The sequence below is a fragment of the Pseudomonas sp. LAMO17WK12:I5 genome (assembly GCF_900215165.1).
GTDB lineage: Bacteria > Pseudomonadota > Gammaproteobacteria > Pseudomonadales > Pseudomonadaceae > Aquipseudomonas > Aquipseudomonas putida_A.
Genome location: NZ_OBDS01000007.1, coordinates 126,021 through 144,566, shown reverse-complemented (window position 1 = coordinate 144,566; position 18,546 = coordinate 126,021). Strand labels below are relative to the sequence as shown.

19 protein-coding genes and 2 pseudogenes are annotated in these 18,546 nt (G+C 59.5%); 10 read left to right on the top strand and 11 right to left on the bottom strand.

What is annotated here, in order from left to right:
- Window positions 1-62 precede the first annotated feature (62 nt).
- The 3 genes and pseudogenes from CRO59_RS13920 to CRO59_RS13910 all read right to left on the bottom strand — a co-directional run.
- Window positions 63-1,256, bottom strand: a pseudogene (locus CRO59_RS13920) (pyridoxal phosphate-dependent aminotransferase); the annotation flags it as partial.
- 47 nt (window positions 1,257-1,303) lie between these two features.
- Window positions 1,304-2,515 carry an MFS transporter gene (locus CRO59_RS13915; protein ID WP_097088093.1) on the bottom strand — a complete coding sequence of 404 codons (1,212 nt, stop codon included), beginning with the start codon at window positions 2,513-2,515 and terminating at the stop codon, window positions 1,304-1,306.
- The gene (locus CRO59_RS13910; RefSeq protein WP_081730309.1) at window positions 2,512-4,053 is read right to left on the bottom strand and encodes an FAD/NAD(P)-binding protein; all 1,542 of its coding nucleotides are present in this window, start codon (window positions 4,051-4,053) and stop codon (window positions 2,512-2,514) included. Before CRO59_RS13910 ends, CRO59_RS13915 begins: the two co-directional genes overlap by 4 nt.
- 188 nt (window positions 4,054-4,241) lie before the next feature.
- Here CRO59_RS13910 and CRO59_RS13905 point away from each other — a divergent pair, with 188 nt between their 5' ends.
- Window positions 4,242-5,702: a PLP-dependent aminotransferase family protein gene (locus CRO59_RS13905; RefSeq protein WP_159988118.1), complete on the top strand. Its 1,461-nt coding sequence runs from the start codon at window positions 4,242-4,244 to the stop codon at window positions 5,700-5,702.
- Window positions 5,703-5,810: 108 nt separating this feature from the next.
- Here CRO59_RS13905 and CRO59_RS13900 read toward each other — a convergent pair.
- The 3 genes and pseudogenes from CRO59_RS13900 to CRO59_RS13890 form a co-directional block, all read right to left on the bottom strand.
- Window positions 5,811-6,833, bottom strand: a pseudogene (locus tag CRO59_RS13900) (chitinase); the annotation flags it as partial.
- Between the two features lie 40 nt (window positions 6,834-6,873).
- Entirely contained in the window at window positions 6,874-7,509 is a 636-nt protein-coding gene (locus CRO59_RS13895; protein WP_027614688.1) for a lytic polysaccharide monooxygenase auxiliary activity family 9 protein, read from the bottom strand.
- Between the two features lie 222 nt (window positions 7,510-7,731).
- Entirely contained in the window at window positions 7,732-8,169 is a 438-nt protein-coding gene (locus CRO59_RS13890; RefSeq protein WP_027614687.1) for a hemerythrin domain-containing protein, read from the bottom strand.
- A 147-nt stretch (window positions 8,170-8,316) separates the two neighbouring features.
- Between CRO59_RS13890 and CRO59_RS13885 the strand changes: the two genes are divergently transcribed.
- Window positions 8,317-8,742 carry a GNAT family N-acetyltransferase gene (locus tag CRO59_RS13885; RefSeq protein WP_027614686.1) on the top strand — a complete coding sequence of 142 codons (426 nt, stop codon included), beginning with the start codon at window positions 8,317-8,319 and terminating at the stop codon, window positions 8,740-8,742.
- A gap of 102 nt (window positions 8,743-8,844) precedes the next feature.
- Here the strand turns inward: CRO59_RS13885 and CRO59_RS13880 are convergent, their stop codons facing one another.
- The gene (locus CRO59_RS13880; protein ID WP_097088098.1) at window positions 8,845-9,195 is read right to left on the bottom strand and encodes a hypothetical protein; all 351 of its coding nucleotides are present in this window, start codon (window positions 9,193-9,195) and stop codon (window positions 8,845-8,847) included.
- 134 nt (window positions 9,196-9,329) lie between these two features.
- On the opposite strand from CRO59_RS13880, the gene CRO59_RS13870 reads away from it, so the two are divergent.
- The 8 genes from CRO59_RS13870 to CRO59_RS13835 all read left to right on the top strand — a co-directional run bounded on the left by CRO59_RS13870 (window position 9,330) and on the right by CRO59_RS13835 (window position 14,035).
- Window positions 9,330-9,659 carry a DUF6388 family protein gene (locus tag CRO59_RS13870; RefSeq protein WP_027614684.1) on the top strand — a complete coding sequence of 110 codons (330 nt, stop codon included), beginning with the start codon at window positions 9,330-9,332 and terminating at the stop codon, window positions 9,657-9,659.
- Window positions 9,660-9,684: 25 nt separating this feature from the next.
- Window positions 9,685-10,389 (top strand): YoaK family protein, encoded by a 705-nt coding sequence (locus CRO59_RS13865; RefSeq protein WP_027614683.1) that lies wholly within the window; start codon window positions 9,685-9,687, stop codon window positions 10,387-10,389.
- A gap of 179 nt (window positions 10,390-10,568) precedes the next feature.
- On the top strand, window positions 10,569-10,961 hold the full coding sequence (gene tusD / locus CRO59_RS13860) for a sulfurtransferase complex subunit TusD (RefSeq protein ID WP_027614682.1): 393 nt from the start codon (window positions 10,569-10,571) through the stop codon (window positions 10,959-10,961).
- 1 nt (window position 10,962) lies between these two features.
- Window positions 10,963-11,319: a sulfurtransferase complex subunit TusC gene (tusC, locus tag CRO59_RS13855; RefSeq protein WP_047295096.1), complete on the top strand. Its 357-nt coding sequence runs from the start codon at window positions 10,963-10,965 to the stop codon at window positions 11,317-11,319.
- The gene (gene tusB / locus CRO59_RS13850) at window positions 11,319-11,612 is read left to right on the top strand and encodes a sulfurtransferase complex subunit TusB (RefSeq protein WP_027614680.1); all 294 of its coding nucleotides are present in this window, start codon (window positions 11,319-11,321) and stop codon (window positions 11,610-11,612) included. Before tusC ends, tusB begins: the two co-directional genes overlap by 1 nt.
- Entirely contained in the window at window positions 11,609-11,944 is a 336-nt protein-coding gene (locus CRO59_RS13845) for a TusE/DsrC/DsvC family sulfur relay protein (protein ID WP_097088100.1), read from the top strand. The genes tusB and CRO59_RS13845 overlap by 4 nt, the downstream gene beginning before the upstream one ends.
- Window positions 11,941-12,942: a glycosyl transferase family protein gene (locus CRO59_RS13840; protein WP_097088102.1), complete on the top strand. Its 1,002-nt coding sequence runs from the start codon at window positions 11,941-11,943 to the stop codon at window positions 12,940-12,942. The genes CRO59_RS13845 and CRO59_RS13840 overlap by 4 nt, the downstream gene beginning before the upstream one ends.
- A 91-nt stretch (window positions 12,943-13,033) precedes the next feature.
- On the top strand, window positions 13,034-14,035 hold the full coding sequence (locus tag CRO59_RS13835) for a glutathione S-transferase family protein (RefSeq protein WP_097088104.1): 1,002 nt from the start codon (window positions 13,034-13,036) through the stop codon (window positions 14,033-14,035).
- Window positions 14,036-14,152: 117 nt separating this feature from the next.
- Here the strand turns inward: CRO59_RS13835 and cysG are convergent, their stop codons facing one another.
- Genes cysG through CRO59_RS13815 form a run of 4 tightly spaced genes read right to left on the bottom strand, consistent with a single transcriptional unit; the run spans window position 14,153 to window position 18,540 of the window.
- Window positions 14,153-15,547 (bottom strand): siroheme synthase CysG, encoded by a 1,395-nt coding sequence (gene cysG / locus CRO59_RS13830; protein ID WP_097088106.1) that lies wholly within the window; start codon window positions 15,545-15,547, stop codon window positions 14,153-14,155.
- Window positions 15,548-16,828 (bottom strand): serine--tRNA ligase, encoded by a 1,281-nt coding sequence (gene serS / locus CRO59_RS13825; RefSeq protein ID WP_003223852.1) that lies wholly within the window; start codon window positions 16,826-16,828, stop codon window positions 15,548-15,550. It lies immediately after the preceding gene.
- A 15-nt stretch (window positions 16,829-16,843) separates the two neighbouring features.
- Window positions 16,844-17,218 carry a fluoride efflux transporter CrcB gene (gene crcB, locus CRO59_RS13820; RefSeq protein WP_027614675.1) on the bottom strand — a complete coding sequence of 125 codons (375 nt, stop codon included), beginning with the start codon at window positions 17,216-17,218 and terminating at the stop codon, window positions 16,844-16,846.
- A complete protein-coding gene (locus CRO59_RS13815) occupies window positions 17,218-18,540 on the bottom strand; it encodes a replication-associated recombination protein A (RefSeq protein WP_003223849.1) in 1,323 nt (440 codons plus the stop codon). Before CRO59_RS13815 ends, crcB begins: the two co-directional genes overlap by 1 nt.
- Window positions 18,541-18,546: the final 6 nt, after the last annotated feature.

The following is an 18,546-nucleotide window of genomic DNA, read 5'->3' as shown; positions in this document are numbered from 1 at the left end:
CACAGGTCCCGGGCGTTATTCGCCACTCGACGAACGCTCAGGTTGTTGACTGACCTGCTGCTGATGAATCGATGAATCCGCGCCATGGCGTCTTCGATGTCCGGCAATGCCGGCAACGTGACCACGCGAAAATGGTCGGGTGCGGGCCAGTTGAACGCGGTTCCCTGAACCACCAGCAGCCTTTCCGACATCAGCAGTTCGAGGACAAACTTTTCGTCATCCTTGATCGGGCAAATTTTCGGATCGATCCTTGGAAACGCGTACAGCGCGCCCATCGGCTTGACGCAACTGACGCCGGGAATAGCGTTGAGCAGTTCATGCACCCGGTTACGCTGCTCGAGCAGACGCCCCTGAGGCAAGACCAGGTCATTGATACTCTGGTAACCCCCCAGCGCGGTCTGGATCGCATGCTGGGCCGGAACGTTGGCGCACAGGCGCATGTTCGCCAGCATGTCGATGCCTTCGATGTAGCCGGCGGCATGCTGCTTCGGCCCGGAAATCACTAGCCAGCCGGAGCGGAACCCGGCCACCCGGTACGACTTGGACAACCCGTTGAACGTCAGGCACAGCAGGTCCGGCGCCAGCGAGGCGGTGCTGATGTGCACCGCCTCGTCGTAGAGAATCTTGTCGTAGATCTCGTCGGAGAACACCACCAGATTGTGCTGGCGCGCGATCTCCAGCATTCCCAGCAGCACGTCTCGCGGATACACCGCACCGGTGGGATTGTTGGGGTTGATGATCACCAGCGCTCGGGTGTTGGGGGTGATTTTGGCCCGTATGTCATCGAGGTCCGGCCACCAGTCCTGCTGCTCGTCGCACCTGTAGTGCACCGCATTGCCCCCGGCAAGACTCACCGCGGCGGTCCACAACGGATAATCCGGAGCAGGCACCAGCACTTCATCGCGGTTGTTCAGCAGCGCCTGCAGTGACATCACAATGAGCTCGGAGACACCATTGCCCAGGTAGATATCGTCGACGCCGACGCCCTCGATCTGCTTCTGCTGACAGTACTGCATGACAGCTTTGCGGGCGCTGAACAAGCCTTTGGAGTCACTGTAACCTTGCGCCGTCGGCAAATTACGGATCACATCCTGGAGTATCTCGTCGGGCGCCTCGAAACCGAAGGGCGCGGGATTGCCGATATTCAACTTGAGAATGCGCTGGCCGTCCTCCTCCATCTTTCTGGCCTGCTCCAGTGCCGGGCCACGAATGTCATAACACACACTGTTCAACTTCAGCGATTTCAGATACTGCACGACTACACATCCTTGTTTTTTTTATCAGGGTCGCAGCAACAGCAAACTCAGGTCCGAGAGACTGCCTTCAACTGTTCTTCCGGGGACTTCGACAGTGCCCGCGACATATTCAGGAAAACGAACAACACGACCATCGGAATGGCGATAAACAGTGCCAGGCCACGAACGCCCAGTTCGGAAAAGGAACTGACCAGCAAACCGTAACCGGCCCCCGCCGCCATCTGGAAAAAGAAAAACTGCCCGGAGGAAATACCGATATCGCGACTGACACTCTTCAATAGCCCGGCCTGAGTCGCGGGAATCACCATCCCGACCGACAACAGAATGAGCACCATCGGAATCAGCAGCGCCGGCAGCACACTGCCAAACACCGACAGCAGAATGCCCAGCAACATGCACCCGGCCATGCCTACCCTGCTTCCAAGCAGCAGGATCTCGTTCAACGCCCACCTGGCGCTCAATGCTCGCGCCAACGTACTGCCAATCACATAACCGACGGCGCACAGGGAGATCACCGCGCCGTAACCCAGGCTAGACATGCCCAGTTCCGTCTGCAACGCATAAGTCGAACAGGACAGGAACACGAAGTAACTCATCCACACCAGACTGATGCCGGCGGCATAAGCCAGATAATCCGCATTTCTGAAGTTGGCGGCATAAACGGCAATGATGCTGCGCCCCGTCGAATCCGATGCCCCCGGGGAGGTGTCGACCTGCCAGAAAAGCACCAATGCCGCGAGATTGAACATCCCCACGCCGCCCATCATCCAGCGCCATCCCAGCGAAGGTAACAACATGCCGCCGAGCAACGGTGCGATACACGGCGTGAGCGCTATCGCCGAGGCAAGGGTGGTGAGAATTCGCAGGCGTTTGCTTTCCGGATAATCGGATTTCACGATCAGCCTGGTGGTTACGGTCCCTACACACCCTCCGAGGGCCTGCATGAAACGCGCAACCGCAAACAGGTAAAAGGAGTCCGAGAACGCTGCAAGCAGGCACCCGGCAGCACAAATCAGCAACCCCGAAATCTGTACGCGACGGGCTCCGATACGATCGGCAAGAATCCCCGCCAATACCACGGACAACGCATACCCGATCATGTAAACAACAAACGTTTCCTGAATCGCCTCATGGGGGACTCGAAACTCCTCCGCCAGTTTTGCAACCGTAGGCGTCATCAGGCCGAGTCCGAGCTGCGGCACGATTACAGCCGTCAATAACGCTGCAGGTAACAGGATTCCGGGGCGGCTGGATTTCACGCAGAAAGCTCCTTGAGGTATTGATCAGTCGTCAGCAAATGCGGCAGAACCCGGTCGATCTGACGTGTGATCATGGCCAGTGAACTAGTGTAGTAATGGTTACCGGCAGCCAGTTGGCCCAAGGCATAAATAGCGTCGCTGGCCTTGCCACTGCGGTCGATGACCTTGTGCGAGCCGAATGACACGTGCAGTCCACCAAACGGATGGTGCTGAGCGACGCCATTGTTGACCATCGAAGACACCAGCTCGGTACCGGTCTGCCCGACACCACCGGTTTCAGATCGAGTGGCGTTGATGACCCAGTCGGCATGACAGGCGCCTGCCTGGTAATTCAGGACGAAACCGCCACCGGGACTCAGTTCCACGCCCTTCAGGCCAGGACGAATCACGAGGTGTCCGGATTCGAGCATGTTGCGCAACTTGTTGGCCGTTGCCGGAGGCATCGGGTTGCACAGGCTCATGAAAATCGAGTGATAGTTGGCCATGTAATAACTGCGATCGCCCGCACTCAGGCTGTCCCAGGCCAGCTCGACGTAGTCGTTGGCAATATCAATCAGGATGGACAGCCACTTTTCGCCACGGGCCGATGCTTGAAGATGGCGCTCCAGCCGCTCGAACGGCAGTTGACCTGGCGCCAGTTCAGCCTTGAGCTTCTCCAGATCCACGCCTTGGGCTGTCAGTTCGAAGGTGATCAGGCCAAGCCATTTCGACCACGAGATCATCCCCGCTTCATCACGCAGCTCTTCGATACGTTCGCGGGTGATGACCTTGTAAGTGAAGTCGTGATGCGGCATGCGCACCGCTGGCAGCAGCGCATTGCGCGACAGCATGACGATCTTGCCGCGGTGTCCCTGGGCATTCAGGGCCAGGACTGCATCGACAGCAGAGAGGCTGGAACCAATGATCGCCACCTGATCGTCGCCGCCAATCGCGGAAAACTTGGTCCACATCGGATACGGATTGCCGATGTAATTCTGGGAACAGGCCAACGAGAAGATATCCGCCGGTTCAGCGGTACCGATGCACAGAATCACCCGGTCGAACACTTGTTGCGGCCCGTTTTCGACACCGACGACCGCTTTGTCATCGTGCATTGTCAGGCTGGTGACCTTTTGCCCGATCACCCGAATCGGCCGCTTGAGGTCGCGCGCCAGCGCCACTTGCTCGGCAAAACAATCGGACAGGTACTCACCAAAATAGTGACGGGGCAAGAAATCAAGTTGCGCCAGTGCACTTCCATATTTATGAGTGACCCATCCTACAAAGTGCCGGGGATCGTCACTTTTCACGGACATGAATCGGGCCTGGCGATTAATCAATCCATAATCACCATCGTTTTGATAAGCGCGACCTGGACCTATTTTCTTGTCAGGCTCATAGAGAGTAATTGCAACATCCATATTTTTCAGCTTAACGTCGCGCTGCAACGCATCAATTACACTAATCGCTGTTGCACCCCCTCCGACTATCGCAATCTTTAGTTGCGGCTCGCGATGATTAGTCTTATTGAGTGTTGACAGTTTTTCAAAAGCAGTCATTGCCGACGATATCCCTATACCAATCCAGTTTCTCTTGACCCCAATGACTCGCGCGCCACCCCTCAACGCGTTAGCTTGAGCGGCGTTGAGCGTATTTGTATGCCGCGCTAAGATGAAGATCCATTAAATGGATTTTGGTGTGTACCACTATGACCAGAGGTAAGCGGCCAGTTGGCCTCGACCTAGTCTTGCCGTTCGAATTGACCGAACATTCGCTGTCCACCAAACATCAGCTTCTGTGCCGTTTCCTTGAACACCTGATCAGTTCCGGTCGGCTCCAATCCGGCGAAGCGCTGCCCTCCACGCGTACGCTTGCGCAAAGATGGGGAGTTTCCCGAGGGACCCTGGAAACTGTTTTCGATCAATTGCGCGAAGAAGGTTTCATCATTCGCAAGCGAGGTGCCGGCTCGATAGTCTGCGCAACATTGCCGGATAATCTGATCGCCGCCGCCAGAACTAAGGAACTGCAAGTCGAACTTGATACTCACCGGTCATCCGATTCACCTGCTCCCATTACTTATTTACAGCCGTATGTACCGTTTATTGCCAGACTGGCCGATCCGGGATTGCTCGAAGAAAAAGATGTAAAGTCGTTATGCACACCTTCCGCCAAAGACCTCGCCACCGCAGTATCGGCCTCGTCACTCGGCGGTGACGAGAACTTGCGCAAGTCCATTTGCGACCATATCCAGATCTACCGGGGAATTGACTGCGCACCTCAGGACATCGTGATTACCCACGGCATCAGGCACTGTCTCGACCTTATCAGCCGGGTATTGGGAAAAGAGGCCGTCGTTGCCATGGAAGATCCCGGCTATTACTGGGCCCGGCGGATATTCAATTGTTCCGGCAACACAATCATCGATATTCCAGTGGACGATGCAGGTCTGATCGTTGAAGCGCTGTCACCCGCCAGTCCGGTTCAGGCCATTTATGTCACGCCCTCTCACCAGGCTCCTTTGGGTGTCTGCATGAGCATGGCACGCCGCAAGGCCCTGCTGGCCTCGGCGACCGCAGCCAATGCGATCATCATCGAGGACGACTACGACAGCGAGTACAACTATGGCAGTGCTCCCCTGCCCGCCATCAAATCAATAGATACAAACGACCGGGTGATTTTCTGCGGCAGCTTCAATAAAACCCTGTTCAGCAACTTTCGTCTGGGCTTCATGGTCATTCCCAAACATTTACAGAAGAAAGTCATCAACCTCATCGAAGACACCGGCCAGACGCCCGGCATACTGGGTCAGCTCGCACTCAACCAGTTTCTCTGCACCGGAAAATATGTACGGCATTTGCGCATCTCGCGACAGACGTATCAACATCGACGCGATTTGCTGATCTCAAAGCTGCGAGAAAACCCTGATCTGCAGATTTCCGGCGAGCAATCCGGATTACATTTTGTGCTCTGGTTACCCGCAGACATTGATGAAAGAGAATTCTGCGCACGGGCTGCCCTCTTCAATCTTTGCCTGCAACCGGTATCCGCATTCACCAGCAGTCACGCGGTCAAACCTGGCGTGCTGATTGGCTACGCGGCGCTTACCGATGCGCAGATCAATCAGGCGGCTGCCTGCTTGCTGGATCTCGTCAAGTCATTCAATGTATCGAGCGCGTCCCGATCGGATAAACAACCCGCTCCGCTATGACTCACATCCGGGCATTGTTTGCCTGGCCCACGCAAAAAAGCCCGGCAGCGCTACCGGGCTCTTTAATTGCTGCTAACGGGCGACACGCGACAACGTGTCATCCGTTTCCTGTGCCGCTGTTTTCGCTCCGTGAATCAGCGGTCCATAACGCCGACTGAATTCCCAGCCATACGGCACGCGATCCTTGCTGACGCCGTTGTCCCAGTTTACCGACCAGGTCATCAGGCCCTTGATCGGCAGCCCTTTGATCGCCAGACGTTTGAGCGCATTGCCGACGGCGGTGCTGTCGATCACGTAACCGGTGGCAGCCGCATCGACGTTGGCCGGCAGGCCGATGACGAATTTGTCCGCCGGGATTTTGGTGAAGCCCCGGGTACCGGTCACCAGACTTTCGGTCAGGTAGTAGAGGAAGTCCTCTTTCAGCGCATCGTTGTTCTGCGCGATCCACGCACCATTACCATTATTGGCTTCCGGTACCCAGACCCCGTCGCCGCCCTGGTTGTAGAACTGCGGCGCGATGAAGTCGTAATAGCCTTCAAGTGCCTGCAGGTAACCGACGTATTTGCCATTGGTGGTCAGGTACGGAAACTCCGGGGCCATGCTGATGATGAAGTGCTTGCCCTGGCCTGCGTAGTGATCCTTGACCAGTTTCAGCGCGGCCGGCAGCACGGTCTTGTTGGCGGCGAAATCAATCGCGCTCTGTTCAAGATCGATGTCCAGGCCATCGAAGCCGTAGGTTTCCACCAGACGGATAATCTCATTGGCCAGTGGTTGTTCCTGTCCGGTCCGCAACTCGATGTGCGCATCGGCGCCACCCAGGGACAAGAGCACCGCCCGCCCCTGGCTGTTGAGCACGCCGACCTGACGCCGGAACTCGGCATCGGAGACGTTGTACGGCTTGAAGGTTGGAATCCCGCTGCCCTTCATGAACGCCACCGCGACCACGTTGTACTCCTTGGGCACCGCTTCCAGAGCGATTTCGGCGAAGCGGCCCTGACGATAGCCGTCACTTGGACCCGCCGGCCAGTTGTGCCAGAAGCCCATGAGTATTTTTTTGCCGGCGATGCTCGGCATCAGCGAGGCCGCGTCGGCCGCCTGGTTTTGCACTAGCGTGAAGTCGATATTTGACATGTTCTAATCCTTCAGAACCTGTGAGTTGAGCGTAACGCCGTTATTTGAAGTCGACGTCGAACGCCTGATAGAACGCGTTGCCGGTGTTGGCGACGATCCACATCAGCACGATGACGTGACGGCCCTTTTTGGTGGCCGGCAATTTCACCGAATGATTGACCTTGGCCTTCAATTCCCCCGGATAGCTGTAATACGGCACTTGAGTGTAGAAGTCTTCGGCGAAAGGCTGCGCTTCGAGTTGTGCACGGGAAATACGCTGTTTCGGATCCCAGCCATCCTTGGTGATCAGCCAGCGATAACCACGGGTGGTGTGTGGCGCGGTGTATTCCCACTTCACTTCCAGCGTCTGGCCCGGGGTCACACTGAGCAGTGGCCAGCTGAACGGACGATTGAGCTTTTTGCTCATCTCCTCGTCGGTGAAGTTCACGCAGTCACGGGCATCGGTCTTGCCACCGCTGAGGATGTAACCGTCGGCGGGCGGCGTGACACTGTCACTGTCGCTGCCATAGGGAGCAGGAAAAGGTCCTGCCGTCAGCGCCGGGAAGTTCTTGCCGCCTTCCATTTCGTTGACCTGCCAGGCACCGAGCAATCCTTGCTCGATGGCTACCGCACCGCGGCTGGCTGGAGAGGTGACGCGACCGTGTCGCAGTTGGGTTTGAGCTTGTGGTTGATTCATGTTTTTCACTCCGTTGATTTAAGAACTCTCCTGTCCGAGGAGAGGCCTTCAAGCTAACGGAGGTGGTTTTTTTGTCCATCGGCGGTTTTGTCGCAGTCAATCGGCGTCTCAAGTCAAAAACGCCGAAAACACTGGATGAATATACAGCCCATTACGACAAGACCCACCCAACGCATGGCCAAAGGCCTACACGCCGACACTGCAAAAACTGGCATTCAGTACTCATGGCAGTTGCGCCTGGTACTCCTTTTCGTACTGGCCAGCGAGTTGTTCCTTTTGCTTGTCATCGAGCAATTTGCCGGCCATCTGGAAGAACTTCTGCTCTTCTTCCTTGAGATGGTGATGGACTTTGTCGGAGAGCTTCTTCGCCGTTGCCAGCCACGCCGGGCTGGACATCTCGGTCTCGTCCAGCTCTTCCATCATCTCGTCCATTTCATGATGCTCGGAGATGGCGTGGCGACTGAGGTCAACACCGTTGTCGAACTCCATCAGCGGGATGTAGAAGTGGCGCTCTTCGGCGGTTTCGTGGGCCTGCAGCTCGGCTTTCAGCTGTTTATAGGCTTCAACCCGCTCCGGGGTGTCGCCGCTGGTTTCGACCAGGGCTTTGGCGTAACTGCGCTGGCGGTCGTGGCTTTCGCGAAGGGCTTCGAAAATATTCATGGGGGATCCTCATCAACCGCGTTCGGAATGACGCTGTAAAAGCTAGACCCCGGCGCGACAGCGGCGGTTCCAAAGGGATGAGGAAGGACTTGGAAGACGCTCCCCGGGCAGGATAGGCTGGCGGTTCATCTCACAAGGAAGTTGCACATGACGTTGCGAATCGAGCTGTCGCAGAACCCTACGGAAGAACAGCGCAAAGCCATTCTCGAGCCTTTGATTGCGTATAACGACGCCCGGACCGGTGGTTCCACATCTGAACCTTTCGCCCTGCTGGTGCGCGATGAACACGACGCGATTCTCGGCGGTTTGTACGGCCGGGTGATCTTCCAGTGGATGTACATCGAGTTGCTGTGCGTCCCGGAACAGGGTCGCGGGCAACGCATCGGCTCGGAACTGATGGCCATGGCGGAAAATCTGGCCAAGGAGAAGAACTGCCTCGGCATCTGGCTGGACACCTTCGACTTTCAGGCGCCGGCGTTCTACGAGAAGCTGGGATTCAGCCAGTTTGGCGAGATCGTTGATTACCCGCCGGGGCATAGCAGGCACTATTTCCAGAAGCGCTTGAAGGGTTGAACCTCAAGGGCCCTTCGCGAGCAGGCTCGCTCCCACAATGGAATGCATTTCAAAAGTGGGAGCGAGCCTGCTGGCGATAACGGCAGCCGCTTCAACGCATGATCAGAGGCAGGTCGCCAACGCCGCCAACCGGCGCTTGGCAACAAAATCGTCCTTCTGCGCGTAGTAGTTGAGCACGGTTCCCGACGCATCGCTGGTCACGTCGACAAATGACTCTGCGGAACGGGTGTACACCGTCGAGCCACCCTTCTTGCCCGGTTGCAGATACGCTCCGGCGTCCACGCCAAACACTGCTTCGTCCTGCCAGCCGAACTGTACGCACTGAGCGACAACTTTCTCCGGCTTGTCCGAGGTCAGAACCTTGTACGGGGCTTTGGTGCGAGAATCGTCCATCACCGAACCCGCGCAGCCAGCCAGCAGGGTCGCGGCCAGCGCTACCATCAGAATTCGCATTGCATTCGCTCATTCAGAAAAAAGCGGACTGTATCACCGCAACAGGCAAAATCGTTCTGCTTTACTGCATTTATAGCGCGACATGCGGCAGCCGCTCCGGCACCCTAGGGTCATCAGCCTCACAAGGAACACACATGGCGCCCACCGACCAGCGACATGAACAAGCCCTGAAATTGTTTCTCGACGCGCGCCCCGAATTGCGCGAAACCCTCGATCATCTCAATCCGCTGCTGGCCCAGGCCAAGGGTGAAACCGCTGCGCAGTATCGTGAAGAACGCCTGCACGAAGCCTTCGAGGCCGAAGCGGAGAATCAAGGCCTGTTCGCCTGGGAACTGACCTTGCTCCTGACGGCCGCAACGCCCGAGGACTATCAGGCCCAGCGCATGGAGGTGCATCGCGAGGTAGCGGAAATGGCCCACATGCGCTGGGAAGATTACTGCGAATTGTATGGGCTGGAACCGTAACCGCCGCTGAAGGATATCGTCGCCGATGCTGCCCTCCACTTCGACTCACCGCGCCACTTCCGGGCATCTGCATCGGCAGAAATGGCGCGGGCGCATCGGTCTGGCGCTGGTGGCCAGCCTGTCAGTGCTGGCGGGCATGACCGACGCGATCGGCTTCATGGCCAGCGGCGATTTCGTTTCGTTCATGAGCGGCAACACCACGCGGCTGGCGGTGGCGATCAGTGACGGCGACCTCGGACTGACTTTGCGCCTGATCATCCTCGTCGTCACCTTCGTGATCGGTAATGCCTTGGGGATCGTGATCGGGCGCCTCGGTGGCCGGCGCACATTGCCCTTGTTGCTGTGCATCGCCACCCTGCTCTGTCTGGCGGCGGCCTGGCCGTATGACACGCAACTGCCGGCGTTGCTGGCGGCGATCATCGCGATGGGCATGCTCAACGCGGCGGTCGAGGAAGTGAATGGCCTGCCGGTGGGCCTGACATACGTGACCGGAGCGCTGTCGCGGTTCGGCCGTGGACTGGGGCGCTGGATGCTCGGCGAGCGGCGTAATGGCTGGCGGGTGCAACTGGTGCCGTGGAGCGGGATGTTCATCGGCGCGATACTCGGCGCAGTGCTGGAACATCATTTCGGACTTCGGGCATTGTTCGCCAGCGGCTTGCTGGCGGCGGTGCTGGGCGTGCTGTCCCTGAGCATTCCGCGGCGTTGGCAACTGGGCTATATGCCGCGCTGAAATACGATCCTGTGGGAGCGGGCTTGCTCGCGAAAGCGGTGCATCAGTCAAAGATGTGTCGAATGACCCAACGCCTTCGCGAGCAAGCCCGCTCCCACAGAGGGCATGTGCTTCACTTGGTTTCGCGGCTGCCGTCATAAAGCTTTATCATGGCCGCAGTTTTGCTGATCGAGTCCGTCATGAAGTTCGCCATTGCGCTGTTTTCCGCCGCCCATGCGCCCTCCTCGCGCCGTGCCCTGCTGTTTGCGCAGGCTGCGCTGGCCGGCGGGCATGAGATTGTCCGGCTGTTTTTTTATCAGGACGGCGTCTACAACGCCTCCGACGCGGTGGTCACCCCGCAGGACGAACTGGACCTGCCCAAACAATGGCGCGCGTTCATCAGCGAGCAGCAACTGGACGGTGTGGTGTGTATCGCCGCCGCCCTGCGCCGTGGCGTGCTGAATGACGAAGAAGCCAAACGCTACCAGCGTGATGCCGTCGCGGTCAGCGCGCCGTGGGAATTGTCTGGCCTCGGCCAGTTGCACGACGCGGTGCAGGACGCCGATCGACTGATCTGTTTCGGAGGCGCGTGAAATGGCCAAATCCCTGTTGATCATCAGCCGCCAGTCGCCATGGTCCGGCCCCGGCGCCCGCGAAGCGCTGGACATCGTCCTCGCCGGCGGCGCGTTCGATCTGCCGATCGGCCTGCTGTTTCTCGACGATGGCGTGTTGCAACTGGCCGCCGGGCAGAACGCCAAGGCCCTGCAACAGAAAGACCTCAGTGCCAATCTGCAGGCGCTGCCGATGTTCGGCGTTGAAGAACTGTTCTACTGCACCGACAGCGCCAGCGCCCGTGGCCTGAGCACGCTGTCGCTGGACGAAGCGCAGCCGCTTGGCGCCAGCGAAATCACCGCCCTTATTGACCGTTACGACCAGGTGATCACCCTCTGATGTCGACTTTGCATGTGTTGTCTCATTCCCCGTTCGGCGATGATCGCCTGAGCAGTTGCCTGCGCGTGATCGGCGCTGCCGACGCCTTACTGTTATCCGGTGATGCGGTTTACGCCCTGCAACCGGGCACTGCGCCATTCGCCACGCTGAACGAGCGCCGGGTCAAGCTGTTCGCCCTCGCCGAAGACCTGCAGGCCCGTGCCATCGTTGCTCCCGACTGGGCTGAAGCCATCGATTACCCGGCGTTCGTCGAACTGTCGATCCATCACGACAAGGTCAACAGTTGGCTATGAACTCGATGACTGTCGGCGCCCGCGCCATCGAACTGGACAAGGACGGCTTTCTGGTCGACCTCGACGACTGGTCCCATGACGTTGCCAGCGCCCTTGCCGCCGCTGAAGACATCGAACTGACTCCCGAACACTGGGAAGTCCTCGAACTGCTGCGCAGCTTTTACGCAGAGTTCCAGCTGTCACCGGCCACCCGTCCGCTGATCAAGTACACCGCACTCAAACTCGGCCCGGACAAAGGCAACAGCCTGCACCTGAACCGACTGTTCAAAGGCACCCCTGCCAAACTCGCCGCGAAACTGGCGGGCCTGCCCAAACCGACGAATTGCTTATGACCGACTTTCCAGCGCTGACCCTTGAAACGCCCGCCGAACACCCGTTCGCGCAGTTCGTACGGATCCTCGGCAAGGGCAAACGCGGCGCTCGCGACCTGACCCGTGAAGAAGCCCGGGAAGCCATGGGCATGGTGCTCGATGACAAAGTCGAAGACACCCAGCTCGGGGCGTTTCTGATGCTGCTGCGGCACAAGGAAGAAAGCGCCGAGGAAATGGCCGGCTTCACCGAGGCCTTGCGCGAGCGCTTGCAGGCACCGGCGCTGAATGTCGATCTGGACTGGCCGACCTACGCCGGCAAGAAACGCCATCTGCCGTGGTACCTGCTGTCGGCCAAGTGCCTGGCGCAAAACGGCGTGCGGATTTTCATGCACGGCGGCGGCGCGCACACCGCCGGGCGCCTGTACACCGAACAACTGCTTGGCGAGCTGAACATCCCGCTGTGCCGCACCTGGGCGCAGGTCGGCAGCGCGCTGGACCACGGCGGTCTGGCGTTCATGCCGCTGATCGACTGGGCGCCGCAGTTGCAGAAGATGATCGACCTGCGCAACACCATGGGCCTGCGTTCGCCGATCCATTCGCTGGCACGCATCCTCAACCCGCTGCGCGCGCGGTGTGGTCTGCAAAGTATTTTTCATCCGGGCTATCAAGCGGTACATCGCGAGGCCAGTGGTCTGCTCGGCGACACGGCGATCGTGGTCAAGGGTGACGGCGGCGAAATCGAGATCAACCCGGATGCCGACAGCCATCTGTACGGCACCAAGGGCGGCGAGAGCTGGGACGAGGAATGGCCGCAACTGTCCAGTCAGCGCCACGTCAAACCGGCCTCGCTGGACGTTGAACATCTGAAAGCGGTGTGGCGTGGCGAGGTGGTCGACAGCTATCCGCAAATGGCCCTGATCTCGACCATGGCCTTGGCCCTGCGCGGTCTCGGTCAAAGTCGCGAGCAAGCGTTCGAAACCGCCGAGCAATACTGGGCGGCGCGCAACAAATCGATTTAACCGATCATAGACGCCCGATCTTTGCGCTTTTTGTTCGAACTCATCGGAATAGACTCGGCTCCAACGCTTATTGGAATCAGGAGTCTTGATCATGGGTTTACTCGTCGATGGCCACTGGCAGGACAAGTGGTACGAAAGCAGCAAAGACGGCGCCTTTCAGCGCGAACAGGCGCAACGGCGCAATTGGGTCACCACTGACGGCCAGCCCGGGCCGAGCGGTGAAGGCGGTTTCGCCGCCGAAGCCGGGCGCTATCACCTTTATGTGTCGCTCGCCTGCCCGTGGGCGCACCGCACGCTGATTCTGCGCAAGCTCAAAGGTCTGGAAAGCCTGATCGACGTGTCCGTGGTCAGCTGGCTGATGCTGGAAAACGGCTGGACCTTCGACAAGGCCCTTGGCTCGACTGGCGACAAGCTCGATCACTTCGACTTCATGCACCAGCGCTACACCGCCGACACGCCGGACTACACCGGCCGTGTCACTGTGCCGGTGCTGTGGGACAAAAAGCTCAAGCGCATTGTCAGCAATGAGTCGGCGGAAATCATCCGCATGTTCAACAGCGCGTTCGATGGCCTGACCGGTAACGAACTGGACTTCTACCCGGCACCGTTACGCGGCGAGATCGATGCACTGAACGAACGGATTTATCCGGCGGTGAACAACGGCGTGTATCGCGCCGGGTTCGCCACCTCGCAACACGCCTATGAAGAGGCGTTCGATGAAGTGTTTGCCGAGCTGGATCACTTGGAACGGGTGCTGGGCGCCAATCGCTATCTGACGGGTGAATACCTGACCGAGGCCGATGTGCGACTGTTCACCACGCTGATTCGCTTCGATGCGGTGTACCACGGGCACTTCAAGTGCAATCTGCGGCGGATTGCCGATTACCCGAACCTGTCGAACTGGCTGCGAGAGCTGTATCAGTGGCCGGGGATTGGCGAGACGGTGGATTTTCAGCACATCAAAAACCACTACTACGGCAGCCACAAGACCATCAATCCGACGGGGATTGTGCCGAAGGGGCCGAAGCAGGATTTCAGCGGGGCGCATGATCGGGCGCGGCTCAACGGGAAAGGGGTTTGGCGTAGAGGCTGATTGATTCGGTGTGTTTGAGGGCCTCTTCGCGAGCAGGCTCGCTCCCACAGGTGATTTGTGCATGACACAGATCCAGTGTGGGAGCGGGCTTGCTCGCGAATGAGGGCAACTCGGTTTTCAGACCTGCGCCTGAGCCCCTTCGAACCACGCCAGTTTCTCGCGCAGCTGCACCACTTCACCGACGATCACCAGTGTCGGCGCATGCACTTCATGCTCCGCCACCAGACGCGGCAGGTCGGCCAGCGTGCCGGTGAAGACTCGCTGATTGACTGTGGTGCCCTGCTGGATCAACGCCGCCGGGGTGTCCGCGCTGCGACCGTGCTTGATCAACTGCTCGCAGATCACCGGCAAGCCGACCAGGCCCATGTAGAACACCAGCGTCTGCGCCGGGGCGACGAGGTCGGCCCACGGCAGATCGGTGGAACCGTCCTTCAGGTGCCCGGTGACGAAGCGCACCGACTGCGCGTAATCGCGGTGGGTCAGCGGAATCCCGGCATACGCCGCGCAACCGCTGGCCGCCGTGATCCCCGGCACCACCTGGAACGGAATCCCGTGGGCCGCCAGCTCTTCGATTTCTTCACCACCGCGACCGAAGATGAACGGGTCACCGCCCTTCAAGCGCACCACGCGTTTGCCTGCCTTGGCCAGATCCACCAGTTGCTGGTTGATCTGATCCTGTGGCACCGCATGATCAGAGCGACGCTTGCCGACATAGACGCGCTCGGCATCGCGACGGCACAGCTCAAGAATCGCCGGAGCGACCAAGCGGTCGTACAGCACTACGTCGGCTTGCTGCATCAGGCGCAAGGCGCGGAAGGTCAGCAGATCCGGATCACCCGGCCCTGCCCCCACCAGATACACCTCGCCGGTAGTAACAGTCGCTTCGCCATCAATCTTGGCCTGCAACAGCCGCTCGGCCTCAGTGCCCTGCCCGGCCAGTTGCCGGTCGGCAATCGGGCCCTGAAACACGTCTTCCCAGAAACCACGGCGCTGCTGCACATCCGGAAACAGGTTTTTCACCTGATTGCGGAAACGCGCGGCAAGACCGGCCAGTTGGCCGTAGGTCGAAGGAATCCAGGTTTCGATCTTGGCGCGAATCAGCCGCGCCAGCACTGGCGCATCGCCGCCGCTGGACACCGCGATGATCAGCGGCGAGCGGTCAACGATTGCCGGGAAGATCACGCTGCATAGCTGCGGCGCATCTACCACGTTGACCGGCACGCAACGCCGATGGGCATCGCTGGAGACCTGGGCGTTGAGCGTTTCATCGTCAGTGGCGGCGATGATCAGCCCGCAACCGTCCAGATCCGCTTCCACGTAACCGCGCAGCAGGCACTCACCACCGCTGGCGGTGACCAGTTCGCGCAGTTGTGCTTCGATTTCAGGTGCGACCACCCGCAGCAGCGCACCGGCATCGGCCAACAGGCGGGATTTGCGCAAGGCAATTTCCCCCCCACCGACCACCAACACACGACTGCCGCGCAGGTTGTGAAACAGCGGCAGATATTTCATTTAACCGATGACCTCAAGGCCACCCATGTACGGCTTCAGCACGTCCGGCACACGGATCGAACCGTCGGCCTGCTGGTAGTTTTCCAGCACCGCCACCAACGTACGACCGACCGCCAGGCCGGAACCGTTGAGAGTGTGTACCAGCTCAGGCTTGCCAGTTTCCGGGTTGCGGAAACGCGCCTGCATGCGGCGGGCCTGGAAGTCGCCGCAGTTGGAGCACGACGAAATTTCGCGGTACTTGTCCTGGCTCGGAATCCACACTTCGAGGTCATAGGTTTTCACAGCACTGAAGCCCATGTCGCCGGTGCACAGCGCCAGGGTGCGGTAAGGCAGACCCAGCAGTTGCAGGACTTTTTCGGCGTTGGCGGTCAGGCCTTCCAGCGCTTCCATCGAAGTCGACGGCTCGACGATCTGGACCATTTCAACCTTGTCGAACTGGTGCTGACGGATCATGCCGCGAGTGTCACGGCCCGACGCACCGGCCTCGCTGCGGAAGCATGGGGTGTGGGCGACGAACTTGATCGGCAGCAGTTTCGAGTCGACGATTTCACCGGCCACAATGTTGGTCAGCGACACTTCGGCCGTCGGGATCAGGTACAGATCGGCTTCGCCTTCGCGAGCGATCTTGAACAGGTCTTCTTCGAACTTCGGCAGCTGACCGGTGCCTTGCAGCGCCGGGGCCTGGACCAGGTAAGGCGTGTAGGCCTCTTCGTAGCCGTGCTCGTTGACGTGCAGGTTGATCATGAACTGCGCCAGAGCGCGGTGCAGACGGGCGATCGGACCGCGCAGCAGAGCAAAACGGGCGCCGGACAGCTTGGCGGCGGTTTCAAAGTCCAGCCAGCCGAACTTCTCGCCCAGTGCAACGTGGTCTTTCACTTCGAAATCGAACTGCGTCGGCGTGCCCCAGCGGCGCACTTCAACGTTATCGTCTTCGTCTTTGCCGACCGGTACCGATTCGTGCGGCAGGTTGGGGATACCCAGCAGAATCGAGTCCAGCTCGGTCTGGATCGCGTCCAGCTCGACTTTACCGGCACTCAGCTCGCCCGCCATGCGCTCGACGTCCGCCATCAGCGGCGCGATGTCTTCGCCGCGCTGCTTGGCCTGACCGATGGATTTGGAACGCGCGTTACGCTCAGCCTGCAGTGCTTCGGTGCGGGTCTGGACGGTCTTGCGCTGTTCTTCCAGCGCTTCGATGCGCGCGGTATCCAGGGCAAAGCCACGGGAAGCCAGGCGGTCCGCTACGTCCTGAAGGTTGCTACGTAACAGTTTGGAATCGAGCATGTCGGTTTCTCGTTATCAAAGTTTGGTCAGGGACAGGCCGGCCCACGTCGCGAGCAGCCCGCCGAATACGCTGATCGCCGCATAGCCCAGGGCCAGCGGCACTTGCCCGCTTTCCAGCAGGCGCACCGTATCCAGTGAAAAGGATGAAAAAGTCGTCAGCCCCCCGAGGAAGCCGACCATCAACCCGGCACGCACCTCGATCGGCACCTCCGGGCGTATCAAAAACAGGCCGTACAACACGCCAATCAGCAGACAGCCCACGATATTAACGGCCAGCGTCGCGGTATAGAAGTGCCGCGGCCAATTGGCGTTGACCCAATTGCCGGTGGCGAAGCGCAACAGGGTGCCGGCAATCCCGCCGACGGAGACTGCAACGATCAATGGAAGCACTATTTTCTCCGCTGTCTTGGGCTTAAACGGTCGAGTTGGGCAAGGTGGTTGAGCTTCTCGCCGATCTTCAATTCCAGGCCACGGGGCACCGGTTGATAGAACGGGATCGGTTCGAGCTCTTCCGGGAAATAATCTTCGCCGGCGGCATAGGCATCCGGTTCATCGTGGGCGTAGCGGTATTCGTCGCCGTAACCCAGTTGTTTCATGAGTTTGGTCGGTGCATTGCGCAAGTGCAGCGGCACTTCCAGCGAACCGTACTCGGCAGCGGCGCGCAGCGCGGTCTTGAAGCCCATGTACACCGCGTTGCTTTTCGGTGCACAGGCCAGATAAGTGATGGCCTGGGCCACCGCCAGCTCGCCTTCGGGGCTGCCAAGACGCTCCTGCACTTCCCACGCCGCCAGGCACAGGCTCAGGGCGCGCGGGTCGGCGTTGCCAATGTCTTCGCTGGCCATACGCACCACGCGCCGCGCCAGGTACAACGGATCGCAGCCGCCGTCGATCATCCGCGCGAACCAGTACAGCGCGCCGTCGGGGTTGGAGCCGCGTACCGATTTGTGCAGCGCGGAGATCTGGTCGTAGAACGCTTCGCCGCCCTTGTCGAAGCGCCGTCGGGTATCGCCGAGCAGGCTTTGCAGCAGCTCGGTGCCCATCTCGCTGTTGTCTTCAGCCAGATCCGAGGCGTTCTCCAGCAGATTGAGCAGGCGCCGGCCATCACCATCGGCGGCCGACAGCAGCATCTGGAAGCCTTCATCGCTGAGGGTCAGGTTGCGTTTGCCCAGCCCGCGCTCTTCGGTGAGCGCGCGATGTACCAGTTTGCGCAGCGCGGTCTCGTCGAGGCTTTTCAGCACATAGACACGGGCCCGCGACAACAGCGCGTTGTTCAATTCAAATGAAGGGTTTTCGGTGGTGGCACCGATGAAAATCAGCGTGCCGTCTTCGACGTACGGCAGGAACGCATCCTGCTGCGATTTGTTGAAGCGGTGCACTTCATCGACGAACAGAATGGTGCGCTTGCCGTATTGGCCGGCCTGCTGTTTGGCGATTTCAACGGCCTGACGGATCTCCTTGACCCCGGCAAGCACCGCCGAGACCGTTTCGAAGTGCGCATCCGAGACTTCCGCGAGCAATCGCGCCAGGGTGGTCTTGCCCACGCCCGGCGGCCCCCAGAAGATCATCGAATGCAGGGCACCCTGCTCCAGCGCCTCACGCAGAGGCTTGCCGCGAGCGAGCACGTGCTCCTGACCGACATACTCATCCAGATTGGTCGCACGCAAACGCGCGGCCAGTGGCTGGGCAATCGGTGCACTGCGAAACAGATCCATCACGTA